At 42.3% G+C, this 12,498-nt stretch carries 12 protein-coding genes; all 12 read left to right on the top strand.

The genetic code is table 11. The features are described from left to right. The first annotated feature begins 16 nt into the window (after positions 1–16). The 12 genes from BMZ58_RS20035 to BMZ58_RS19980 all read left to right on the top strand — a co-directional run bounded on the left by BMZ58_RS20035 (position 17) and on the right by BMZ58_RS19980 (position 12,012). Complete coding sequence (locus BMZ58_RS20035; protein WP_075038299.1) at positions 17–664, top strand: 50S ribosomal protein L25/general stress protein Ctc; 648 nt, start codon at positions 17–19, stop codon at positions 662–664. Between the two features lie 241 nt (positions 665–905). After that, entirely contained in the window at positions 906–1,469 is a 564-nt protein-coding gene (gene pth / locus BMZ58_RS20030) for an aminoacyl-tRNA hydrolase (protein ID WP_075038298.1), read from the top strand. A gap of 81 nt (positions 1,470–1,550) precedes the next feature. Further along, entirely contained in the window at positions 1,551–1,781 is a 231-nt protein-coding gene (fin, locus tag BMZ58_RS20025) for an anti-sigma-F factor Fin (RefSeq protein WP_075038297.1), read from the top strand. A 49-nt stretch (positions 1,782–1,830) separates the two neighbouring features. Further along, complete coding sequence (gene mfd, locus BMZ58_RS20020; RefSeq protein ID WP_075038296.1) at positions 1,831–5,367, top strand: transcription-repair coupling factor; 3,537 nt, start codon at positions 1,831–1,833, stop codon at positions 5,365–5,367. A gap of 434 nt (positions 5,368–5,801) precedes the next feature. Further along, the gene (gene spoVT / locus BMZ58_RS20015; protein ID WP_075038295.1) at positions 5,802–6,338 is read left to right on the top strand and encodes a stage V sporulation protein T; all 537 of its coding nucleotides are present in this window, start codon (positions 5,802–5,804) and stop codon (positions 6,336–6,338) included. Positions 6,339–6,431: 93 nt separating this feature from the next. Further along, the gene (locus tag BMZ58_RS20010) at positions 6,432–8,018 is read left to right on the top strand and encodes a putative polysaccharide biosynthesis protein (protein ID WP_075038294.1); all 1,587 of its coding nucleotides are present in this window, start codon (positions 6,432–6,434) and stop codon (positions 8,016–8,018) included. Beyond that, complete coding sequence (gene yabN, locus BMZ58_RS20005; RefSeq protein ID WP_075038293.1) at positions 8,015–9,481, top strand: bifunctional methyltransferase/pyrophosphohydrolase YabN; 1,467 nt, start codon at positions 8,015–8,017, stop codon at positions 9,479–9,481. Before BMZ58_RS20010 ends, yabN begins: the two co-directional genes overlap by 4 nt. A 3-nt stretch (positions 9,482–9,484) precedes the next feature. After that, the gene (locus tag BMZ58_RS20000; RefSeq protein ID WP_075038292.1) at positions 9,485–9,748 is read left to right on the top strand and encodes an RNA-binding S4 domain-containing protein; all 264 of its coding nucleotides are present in this window, start codon (positions 9,485–9,487) and stop codon (positions 9,746–9,748) included. Positions 9,749–10,255: 507 nt separating this feature from the next. Then, positions 10,256–10,561 carry a sporulation protein YabP gene (gene yabP / locus BMZ58_RS19995; RefSeq protein WP_075038291.1) on the top strand — a complete coding sequence of 102 codons (306 nt, stop codon included), beginning with the start codon at positions 10,256–10,258 and terminating at the stop codon, positions 10,559–10,561. Next, a complete protein-coding gene (yabQ, locus tag BMZ58_RS19990; RefSeq protein ID WP_075038290.1) occupies positions 10,558–11,145 on the top strand; it encodes a spore cortex biosynthesis protein YabQ in 588 nt (195 codons plus the stop codon). The genes yabP and yabQ overlap by 4 nt, the downstream gene beginning before the upstream one ends. A 17-nt stretch (positions 11,146–11,162) precedes the next feature. Further along, positions 11,163–11,546, top strand: coding sequence for an FtsB family cell division protein (locus tag BMZ58_RS19985; protein WP_075038289.1), 384 nt, complete (start codon positions 11,163–11,165; stop codon positions 11,544–11,546). A 79-nt stretch (positions 11,547–11,625) separates the two neighbouring features. Continuing rightward, on the top strand, positions 11,626–12,012 hold the full coding sequence (locus BMZ58_RS19980; protein WP_075038288.1) for a S1 domain-containing RNA-binding protein: 387 nt from the start codon (positions 11,626–11,628) through the stop codon (positions 12,010–12,012). Positions 12,013–12,498: the final 486 nt, after the last annotated feature.

Below are 12,498 nucleotides of genomic sequence, written 5' to 3'. Positions count from 1 at the left end.
CTGGAGGTTGATTAATTTGGCTATTACATTAAAAGCAGATCAAAGACAAAATCTCAAGCAATCCGTTACTCGTGAATTACGCCTAGAAGGCAATGTTCCTAGTGTCGTCTACGGGAAGGATAAAGAACCGATCACGGTTGCTGTTAACAGCATAGAGTTACTAAAAACTGTGCGTGATGAAGGGAAGAACGCTATTATCTCACTTGATATTGATGGCAAAGATACAGTTGATGTGATGTTACATGATTATCAAGTGGACCCTATAAAAGACGAGTTGATCCATGCGGATTTCTATATCGTTAATATGTCCGAAGAAATGGACGTTGAAGTACCAGTCCGTCTTGAGGGTGAAGCAGCAGGAAGTAAAGAGGGCGGGGTTGTTCAACAACCACTTTATGAAGTGGCCGTTCGTGCGAAACCGGCAAATATTCCTGAAGAAATCGTCGTAGACATTTCTGAATTGACAATCGGTGATAGCGTCATGGTCGGCGACTTGAAAGAATCCCGTAACTATGAAATTACGGAAGATGAAAACACAACCGTTGTTTCTGTTACGCCACCGCAGGAAATGCCGGAAGAAGAGACGGAAACAGATCCGGATGCTGAACCTGAAGTCATCAACCAGAAATCAGATGATGAGGAAGAAGAAGAGAAAAGTGAGTAAGTAATGAAGATATAACTAGGGCGTGGCCAAACGGGCACGCCCTTTTCTTCGTTGCCTGGACTATCTCCTGGGAATAATAGGGGTCCTTTTTAATATTGGAAAATAGGGTAACGTATAATTGTATAAGTCTCGACAGTTTTGGAGTAATCTTTTACTCGAGTCTAACGTGTTTTGACACGATTTCTTCGTGTCCTTTGATATAATGGTGGAATAGTAATAAAGAGAGTAAAGGAAGTTATGTATGAAGTGTATCGTAGGTCTGGGGAATCCAGGTAAAAAATATGAAAAAACGCGGCATAATATTGGCTTTGCAATTATTGATGAGTGGGCAGAGCGGAACAACTGGTCATTGAGCCAAAAGAAGTTCAATGGCTTGTATACAATGGAGCGCGTAGATGGGGAAAAAGTTATACTCTTGAAACCGCAAACGTACATGAATTTGTCTGGAGAGTCTTTGCGTCCATTGATGGATTTTTACGATATCAACGTCGAGGACGTCCTTGTAGTGTATGATGACTTGGATTTACCTCCAGGGAAGATCCGCCTGCGCAAAAAAGGTGGACACGGCGGTCATAATGGAATTAGAAATATCATCGATCAGTTAGGTACAAAGGAATTCAAACGACTTCGGGTCGGTGTTGGCCGTCCGGAAGGTTCTAAATCAGTAATTGATCATGTTCTGGGCACATTCTATAAAGAAGAGCAAGAACCTGTACAAGAAAGCATCGATTACGCTGTGCAGGCTTGTGAGGCATGGTTGAAAAAGACTTTTAATGAAGTAATGAACGATTATAATATGAAGTGAAGAAAGCTGCTGGATGGTTCCGTATAACTGGAACCCATGACGGTAAAACTATTTACCATCACCCCTTCAAGGAGGATGGAAATGAAAATAAGATATTTTTGCCGTCATTGTCAGAATCAAGTCGGTGAATTAGACGCCAAACAAGTGGATGTGTCGCAGTTAGGATTCGATTTATTGAATGATCAAGATCAGGAGCAAATGGTTCATATGACGAGTAGCGGAGACATGGATATTCGGACCATTTGTGATTCATGTAAAGAATCGTTAGACGACAATCCACATTACCACGAGTTAGACTTTTTTATACAGTAAATCTTGATTTTCGGATAATTCCGAGGTCTGGATGGTGGAGGAGTTCGTTATGCAAGGTATTAAGGATTTTTTATATCCACAGGATGATATCCATTCTATTGTAGAGGGCTTTCAGTCAGGGATGAGAGAGCAGATGGTCGCTGGTTTGTCCGGTGCTTCTAGAAGTTTAATGATTTCTTTACTCCATGAGTCCTTGAAACGCCCTGTAATTATTGTGACACATCAATTGATTCAGGCCCAACAATTGTATGAAGATATGCAAGAATTGACGGATGCTGAACAAGTGCATCTTTATCCTGTCAATGAATTAATCGCATCAGAAATAGCGGTCGCTAGCCCTGAGCTCCGGAGTCAGCGTATTGACGCATTAAGTCAATGGTTGTCGCAGGACACTGGGGTTTTGATCGCGCCTGTGGCTGCATTGAAACGGATGATGCCACCGAAAACATACTGGGAGCATAATCAGCTCCCTTTTCGTGTTGGAGAAGAAATCAATCTGGATGATTATCTAAAACGTCTGATAAATATGGGATACAATCGGACGGAAATGGTAGCCACTCCAGGTGAATTCTCTGTACGCGGAGGTATTATCGATGTGTATCCACTCACATCGGAATTCCCTTACCGTATCGAGTTATTCGATACGGAAGTGGATTCCATCCGTACATTTGATTCAGAGACTCAGCGGTCGCACAAGAAGCTGGACGAAGTACTCATCGGACCAGCTACGGAGCTCTTATTGACGGAAGAGGATTTCGCCAGGGCTCATGACCGTTTGGAAAATGCGCTAAGCCATTCTTTGAAAAAATTGAACAAGCAAGAGGCTAAAGAGACATTAGCACAAGTAATTGAACATGATTTGGACCGTTTGAAGAATAAAGAGCATTTTCAGGAGATATACAAGTATATTGGATACTTTTATGAAGAACCTGTCAGTCTACTAGACTATTTGCCAAAAGAAGGTATCGTCATTTTGGATGAAATGAGCCGAATTCAAGAGACGGCCAATCGTTTAGATCAGGAAGAGGCGGAGTGGCATCAGAGTATGCTTGAGGGCAATCAGGCTGTCCGTGATTTGAATCTATCCTTCGAATGGCAGGATACATGGCATCATATCGATCACGCGCGGCTGTATATGTCGGTATTCATGCGTCATATTCCGAACACCCAGCCACAGAATATTGTCAATATATCAAGTCGTCAAATGCAACAATTCCATGGCCAGATGAACTTATTGAAAAATGAGATGGACCGCTGGCAAAAGCAAGATTATTCTGTAGTAATCCTTGCACCTGATGAAGCGAGAAAGTCTAAAATCGAAGGTGTCCTTCAGGATTATGACATGGAAGCTAACGTCGCTAAGGGAGAAGTGAGCCTTCCTTTAGTCAAACCTACGATCATCACTGGTAACATAAGCAGTGGATTCGAGTGGCCGATGCATAAGCTGGCCGTACTGACAGAGAATGAATTGTTCAAGAAACGAACAGCAAAACCGAAACGGAAACAAAAGATGTCCAATGCGGAACGAATAAAGAATTATCAGGAGCTGAAGGTTGGCGACTATATTGTCCATGCCAGTCATGGAATTGGGAAATACCTCGGTATTGAAACATTGAAAATGGGGGGGAATCATAAGGATTTCCTCACAGTCAAATATTCAGGTAATGACAAATTATTCGTTCCTATCGACCAAATTGATCTAATACAGAAGTATGTCGGATCTGAAGGAAAAGAGCCGAAAGTATACAAATTGGGCGGTAGTGAGTGGAAAAAGGTGAAAAGCCGAGTCCAGTCTTCTGTCGAAGATATTGCGGATGATCTCATTCAACTCTATGCAGAACGAGAAGCATCCAAGGGTTATGCATTTAATGAAGACGGAGAAATGCAGAAGGATTTTGAAGCAGCTTTTCCATATGAAGAGACCGAAGATCAAATCCGGTGTATCGAGGAAATTAAGTCCGATATGGAGAGAATCCGGCCAATGGACCGTCTTTTATGTGGAGATGTGGGTTATGGAAAAACGGAGGTCGCGATTCGTGCGGCTTTTAAAGCGATTGTGGAAGGTAAACAAGTGGCGCTTCTTGTACCGACAACCATCTTAGCTCAACAGCATTATGAAACCTTACAGGAACGTTTCCAAGGTTTTGGTGTGAACATTGGATTGATGAGCCGATTCCGTACAAAGAAACAACAAAAAGAGACAACCGACCGACTTAGAAAAGGACTTGTTGATGTAGTGGTCGGCACCCATAGGATTCTATCTAAAGATGTTCACTTCATGGACTTAGGCTTGCTTATCGTTGATGAAGAACAACGCTTCGGAGTCAAGCATAAGGAAAAAATAAAACAACTGAAAAATAATGTCGATGTACTAACATTAACTGCTACACCAATCCCAAGGACGTTACATATGTCCATGCTCGGAGTGCGTGATCTATCAGTTATTGAAACACCTCCTGCCAACCGTTTTCCTATACAGACGTATGTTTTAGAATACAACCCTATTTTTCTTCGAGAAGCTGTCGAACGTGAAATGGCCCGGGACGGACAAGTCTTCTTCTTATTCAACCGTGTCGAAAATATCGAGCGCATGGCACAGGATATTGCAGAACTTGTTCCAGAAGCACGGGTCACCTTTGCGCACGGGCAAATGAATGAGACAGAGCTCGAGAATGTCATGTTTTCCTTCTTAGGGGGAGAATTTGATGTCCTTGTCAGTACAACGATTATTGAAACAGGAGTCGACATTCCAAATGTAAACACTTTAATCGTTTATGATGCAGACCGTATGGGATTGAGTCAGTTGTATCAATTGCGGGGACGTGTCGGAAGGTCTAATAGAGTTGCCTATGCGTACTTTACCTATCAAAAAGATAAAGTGCTGACTGAAGTGGCGGAGAAGCGGCTTCAGGCGATTAAAGAGTTCACTGAACTCGGATCGGGCTTTAAAATTGCAATGCGGGACCTATCGATAAGAGGGGCAGGAAACCTCCTCGGAGCCCAGCAGCATGGTTATATCGATTCGGTAGGTTTTGACATGTACTCTCAAATGTTGAAAGATGCGATAGAGGCGAAGCGACAAGGGAAAGAACCGGAAAACATCAAACCGTTCCAACCTGAACTGGATATGATGTTGGATGCTTATATACCTGATGACTATATCGCTGATGAAAAACAGAAAATTGACATGTATAAGGTTTTCCAGGCCATTGAGTCTGTGGAGGATATCCATGATTTACGTGATGAACTCATCGACCGTTTCGGTGAATACCCACAAGAAGTGGAGAACTTATTCCGTGCATCATCCATACGTTTGCAGGCGAAAAAAGCGAGAATTGAATCTGTGACAGAGAAGAAGAAAAAGATCGAGATGCTTATGGAGTCGGAACAAAGCCAGCAAATAGATGGAACCAAACTGTTTGAGTTTGCCAATACGTATGGTCGTATGGTCCAACTCGGTACAGAGGACTCTCAATTAAAAGTAACATTTACGTGGGATCGTAAAACTGAGTTTAAACGTTATGAACTTGTGGAGGAATTCATTCGAAAGCTTCCTGAAATGATGAGAGAGACGACGACTGCATAATTTTCACCTCATTCCTGGTCGGGGATGAGGTTTTTTCTACATAGAACCTCGAGTCCTAGCTTATCGAGGTCATAAGCGAATCACCTTTGTGAGGAAAAACCCCCTCAGAAAGGGTGCCCCTCTTATGCTTGTCGAAGCTGTTCAAGGCGCCTCCACTTTTGAAGTCGTTCAGTTCCGGCTCCCAGACACTCGAGGTCATAAGTCAATCCGCTCTGTGGAGAAACCCCGCTCCACTACGCGTCTTGTCTTATGCTTGTCGTGTCTCCCAGGTCGCCTCCACATCCGATGTTTACATTTTTTATGAAAAAATCCATACCAAGGGTGTATAGGTTTTTATTGCTGAATCATACTATCTTTAATCACCCGCTTGTTCTGCTTGCGCTTCAACAGGGAAAAGATAGGCAGTCATCACAGAAAAGGAGGCAGCATAAAGAATGAAAGCAACTGGTATTGTACGCCGTATTGATGATTTAGGACGTGTTGTTATCCCGAAAGAGATCCGTCGTACCCTGAGGATCAGGGAAGGAGATCCATTAGAGATTTTTGTAGACCGGGAAGGTGAAGTCATACTGAAAAAATATTCACCTATCAGCGAATTGGGTGATTTTGCAAAAGAATACGCAGAAGCGCTCAGTGAGTCTTTAGAAGCTCCTGTGTTGATTTGTGATCGAGACGAGTATATAGCAGTGGCGGGCAGTGCGAAAAAGGATTATATGAACCGTTCAATTGGCTCGAAGGTAGAAGAGGTGATGGATTCAAGGTCCATGTCTACTGAAAAGCATCCGGACCCTGTAGAGCTTGTCCGTGGTCAGGAAGAAGATGTGATATCTTATCTTATATGTCCTATTATTGCCCAAGGAGATCCAATCGGTTGCGTAGTTGCATTCAACAAAGAAGGTTCACCTTTAGAAGATGGAGTGAGCAAAGCAGTTCAAACAGCGGCTAACTTTTTAGCCAAACAAATGGAATAGCGAAGTGGGTCAGGTCCAAGCGGGTAAGGGATCTGGCCTTTTCATGTGATATAATGAAAGTTCTGAATACATATACCTTAGAAAGGGTCCAAAATGACCAAACATCCATCACGCTCTTTTTTAAAAGGAGCATTTATTCTATCTTTAGCCGGATTAATTAGTAAAATCATCAGCGCAGGTTATAGGGTCCCTTTGCAGAATTTAACAGGGGACTATGGGTTCTACATCTACCAGCAAGTATATCCGATTCTTGGTATTGCACTCACCCTTTCTCTATATGGGTTCCCTGCGGCCATATCAAAAGTCGTCTCCGAGCTCGTGTCCAGACAGAAACATTTGTCTGTTCCCTCTTTCTTTTTCCCTGTCTTTGGCTGGTTGATGGCTGCAGGAGGATTGATTTTTCTGTTTGGATATATTCAATCACCCTGGATCGCCTCCATTATGGGAGATGAAAAACTGATTGCCTCCTTGCGGGCGGCTTTTGTGGTATTTCTAATTGTCCCATTCGTTTCTATACTACGAGGTGTTTTTCAGGGGAACAATGAAATGGCACCTACCGCTTTTTCTCAAATTATCGAGCAGGTTTTTCGTGTAGGAATAATTATTTGTACGGCATTTTTCGTAATGAATGGCGGAGATGTTTACAGGATAGGAATAGGGGCATCCATCGGGTCCATAATTGGTGCGATTGCCGCATTTATCTTTCTTTTTTACTGGATAAGCAAAAATAAGCCATCATTGACATGGGAAAAGTGGCAAAAGCAAATTTCCTATAAAAAGACTATTTTTGTGCATGGAATCCTGATTTGTTTGAATTATATGTTATTGTTGTCATTTCAACTTGTCGATGCTTTGACGTTTGTTCCTAATCTTTTGGAAGCGGGTATAACCCTTGATAGGGCAAGGTTGATGAAAGGGATTTTTGATAGAGGGCAGCCTTTAATCCAATTAGGGACTGTTCTTGCTTCTTCTATTGCATTAGCAATCATTCCATCCGTTTCGCGGAGAAGAATGGTACAAGAACCTGAAAAGGTGAGAAAGTCGATTGTGAGTGCTGTGAAAATGACGGTATTCATTTGTTTTGCTGCAACCGTTGGATTGATTTTCTTATTTCCAGCCATTAACCAAGCCTTTTTCCAAGATGCTCAGGGTACTGGATATCTCAGGATATTGATGCTTGTCATTATCGGAAGTTCCATTTCTATCACGCTATCCTCTGTGTTGCAGGGTCTTGGATATGTTAAACAAACAGCATGGATGATTATTGGAGGCTTAGTTGTCAAATTTATTGCAAACGAAATGCTGGTTTCCAACTTTCAAGCATTCGGTGCTGCAATTGCTTCTACCATAGCTGTTGCTTTTGTTTTGTTGGGAAATATCGTAATCTTAAGACAAGAGGTTCCGGTGCACAAATGGTTCAGGCTGCCATGGAAATCCCTGTTCCTTTCTCTCTCTGGAATGATGGTTGGGCTATATCTGGCCCACTTGTTTGTTTTTATGATTTTTGATTTGAATGGAAGAACACTATTATTTATATATACATTGGTGCTTACCGGAGTTGGAGCAACGATCTATTTCATCCTTCTCCTTAGAACAGGTGCTTTTACGAAAGAAGAAATACAAACTCTCCCTGCCCAAAAGTGGTTGGCTAAACTATTGCCGAAAGGAATGAACCAATGAATACAATTAAAGTGCTAGGATTAGGGGCTGCAGATCTTGACCAGCTCCCTCTTGGAGTATACCGAAAATTGAAGGAGACAGAATCGCCTCTGTTTGTACGCACTCTCCGACATCCTGTGGTTGAAGACCTGCATAAAGAGGGGATTACATTTGAAAGCTTCGACTCTATTTATGAATCGAATCAACACTTCGGAGACATTTATAACGCAATAGTCGACCGTCTACTTGAAGCTTCAAAAGAAGAGGATATCACATACATCGTACCTGGCCATCCAATGCTTGCGGAACGGACTGTGCAATTATTGCTCGAGAAAAGAGATCGAGGCGAGGTATTCCTGAACATTGAAGGAGGGCAGAGCTTTCTGGACGCGACTTTTACTGCGCTTGAAATCGATCCGATTGAAGGTTTCCAATTTGTTGATGCTACAGACCTTAAGCGTGAGCAACTACAGTATTTAAATCACTTAATCTTATGTCAGGTGTACGATACTTTAATTGCTTCCGAGGTCAAGCTAACTCTTCTCGAGGATCTCCCTGCAGACCACCCGATAACAATTGTTACTGCTGCAGGAAGTAAAGATGAACAATTAGTAACCGTGCCCCTGGAGGAACTGGATCGTAATGTCGAAGTGAATAATCTTACGAGTGTTTATGTTCCACCGGTCGCAAAAGAATCTCTCAATCACCAATTCTTTAGGTTGAGAGAGGTGATAAGAATTTTAAGAAGTCCAGAAGGATGCCCATGGGACCGCAAACAGACCCATGAATCTCTGAGGAAATATATGATCGAAGAAGCCTATGAATTCATTGATGCGGTAAACCAGTTGGATGATGAACATATGGTGGAGGAACTTGGAGATGTGCTGCTTCAAATCATGCTCCATAGCCAAATTGGGGAAGAAGAAGGATATTTTACAATCGATGACGTAATAGTATCGGTAACGGATAAAATGATCCGTCGCCATCCTCATGTTTTTGGTGAAATCAATGTAGAAACTTCTGATGAAGTCGTTGCTAACTGGGATGTCATTAAAGAGCAGGAAAAAGGAAGTGCGCATGATTCCATTCTTGATTCGGTTCCAGAAAGCTTCCCTGCTTTATTACAAGCGGAGGAGTTGCAAAAGAAAGCCGCTAAAGTTGGGTTCGATTGGGAGACAGTAGAACCTGTAATCGAAAAAGTAGAAGAAGAGTGGCAGGAATTCCAGGAGGCTCGGGAATCTGGAGACCGCGAGGAGATGGAAAAAGAATTCGGGGATTGGTTATTTGCTATTGCTAATCTTGCAAGGCATTACAAATTAAGCAGTGAAAATGCACTGCAACGGACAAATAGAAAGTTCAGAAATCGTCTATCCTCCATGGAAGGAGAAGCGCAAGCTGAAGGGCGGAGTCTGAAGGAGTACGATTTGGATTCGTTAGAGGAATTATGGGTACGAGCGAAAGCTAAAAATAAAGGAGCGGAATAAGACATGCGTTTGGATAAATTCTTGAAAATTTCCAGGTTGATCAAGAGACGTACGTTGGCGAAAGAAGTTGCAGATCAGGGCCGTATCAGTATCAACGGAACACAAAGCAAGGCGGCTAGCAACGTAGCAATCGGAGATGAGTTGAAGATTCAATTCGGTCAGAAAGTATTGACAATCGAAATCAAATCTCTGAAAGAGAACGTCACGAAAAACGAAGCTACTTCTTTGTATGAAATTAAAAAAGAAGAACCGGTCAACCAGTCCTAATAACCTAGACCACTGCCTCGGCAGTGGTTTTTTTAGTTGATCTTCACTATAGTAAGAGAATCAAGTTGCTTCCGCATTCTATGTTTCCAGTTTCGGCTCCCAGACACTCGAGGTCATAAGTCAATCAGCTTGTGGAGGGAGCCCACTCCACTATACGTCTTGTCTTATGCTTGTCGTGTCTCCCAGGTCGCCTCCACATTATGATAAGTCCAGCTGCAGCGACTAGCCCCTCGAGGTCATAAGCAAAACATCTTTGGGAGGAAGACCACCTCACAGAAGGTGTTTTGCTTATGCTTGTCGGGGCTGATCAAGTCGCTTCCGCATTCTATGTTTCCAGTTTCGGCTCCCAGACACTCGAGGTCATAAGTCAATCCGCTTGTGGAAGGAGCCCACTCCACTATACGTCTTGTCTTATGCTTGTCGTGTCTCCCAGGTCGCCTCCACATTATATGTTCTAATCTTTTTGTTTTTTTCATAGCTTGTACTAGAGAAGGAGGCTGGTATGAGATGGAGGGTTATGAGAAGAATCATGGCGTTCGTAGTCAGCAACCGGTTGAACATAATGTGAAGGTATGGAATAGGAGAAATATAGAAATTTCTGGTGTCAAGGAAGTGGACAGCTTCGACAGTGAAGAATTCCTTCTTCAAACATCAATGGGATATCTCGTCGTTCGGGGACAGAATTTGCAGATGAAAAACTTGGACTTAGATTCAGGAGTTGTTTCCATCAAAGGGAAAATGTACGAAATGACTTATTTGGACGAGCATCAAGGGGAGAAAGCTAAAGGTTTATTTAGCAAGCTGTTCAAATGACCTTGACGACGCAATTTATTACGATCCTCTCCATGATTGGGGGTGGAATGTTTGTAGGTGCTTCCTTGGATACGTTTGAACGTTTTTTTCATAAGAGGAAGAGGAGCTGGCTTGAAGCTGTCTACCAATTGAGTTTTTGGCTTTTTCAGGCAGCATTCCTCTTTTATTTATTGTACTTGGCAAACTATGGAGAATTGCGTGTTTATGTTTTTGTCGCCATACTCTGCGGTTATGCCGCGTATCGTGCATTGTTTCAGAACTTTTACTTAAATACACTTGAAAGAATGATCAGTATTGGACTTGCTATTATCCGTTTTTTCAAAAAAACCATCTACTATTTAATTTTTGTTCCCGCGAAATCCATCATTTTCCTTATTATTTCTTTACTTCTTGGCGTTTATAAGATACTTTTAAAGGGTATCATTATATTGTTTCTTGTCGTATTTTATCCAATCCGGATTGTTTTTCAGTTGATTTGGCGACTCTTGCCGAAAAACATGAAAAATTACTTAAGGCATTTAGCAGGGTTTTTGGGTAAAATAAAGAATACAATGAACAATTGGTTTAAACGAATCAAGAAGTGAAGGAGGCCTGAACGTACATGGCAAAGGGACAATCGGAGTCTGTTGCACGCTTGGATTCTACATACATGAAGCACTACGATGCTTATGTAGACAGACACCAAAGGAAGAAAAAACGCCTGGTCCGCCGTCTCGTGTTGTTTGCCCTGTTAGTGTCGATCGTTGCTGGCTCCATGGTGTTTTATCATTTTAAACAACAATCGCTGTATGCAGACAAGCAAGAGCATTATGAACAACTGCAACAGGAGATGGCAGCTTTAGAAAAAGAGGAAAAAGGTTTAGAGCAGGAAATTGAACTTCTCAAAGATGAAGAGTATGTATTGCAGATTGCAAGGACAAACTATTTCTTCTCCAAAGAGGGAGAAATCATATTTAAAATGCCTGATGAGGAACCGTCTTATTGACACTCTTTTCATAGCTTATATATAATATATAAGAAGATACATTTTTTTTATCGAAATTTTAAGGAGGAGCATTTTTTTTATGTCAATTGAAGTAGGCAGCAAGCTGCAGGGTAAGGTAACGGGTATCACTAATTTCGGAGCTTTCGTCGAGCTTCCAGATGGTAAGACGGGTCTAGTTCACATTAGTGAAGTTGCCGACAACTATGTAAAAGATATTAATGAGCATTTGAGCCAGGGAGACCAGGTGGAAGTGAAGGTCATTAATGTCGGAGATGATGGAAAGATTGGACTTTCCATTAAAAAAGCAAAAGAAAACTACGGTCGTCGCCCACAAAAGCCTCGTAAGCCGGCTGAATCATTCGAACAAAAAATGAACCGTTTTATTAAGGATAGTGACGAGCGTTTAGCATCACTGAAAAAGCACACGGAATCCAAACGTGGAGGTCGAGGTGCTAAAAGAGGATAGCTTGCTGTCTAGGACAATGAGTAAATGGTGCGCGTCTTCATAAATAGAAAAGCAGATCCCTTGTGGATCTGCTTTTTTGTATGGTTAATTTTTGGTTCTTAAAGCCATCAAGAAACCATTCTTATTCCGCAATAGCTCCCTATTCTTGAAGACTCAGTTTCGAGACTTTTATTGAGTGGATGGGGCTGCGGGGAATAGCTCGCTTTCCGCGGGAGCGCGGTGAGCCTCCTCAGGCTAAAGCCTTGCGGGGTCTCACCAAGCACTTTTTTCCCGCAGGAGTCTCACCATTCCCCTCCGCCCCTTTGCCATATAAGGGTCTCGAAACCACTTCCGGAAAAAGCTGCTTCATACACATGGTAATTGGAGAAGAATGAGCTCCTAATAAGCTATTCTGCACGCGGAAAGCCTGTTATAGAGCGATTTACGCTTATAACAACAGGATAGTGGAAGACAGCCTGCCTCGGTGAAGTAGTTCGTTACTCACAT

The organism is Halobacillus dabanensis (assembly GCF_900114165.1).
GTDB lineage: Bacteria > Bacillota > Bacilli > Bacillales > Halobacillaceae > Halobacillus > Halobacillus dabanensis.
This window is presented reverse-complemented; position numbering and strand designations above follow the sequence as displayed.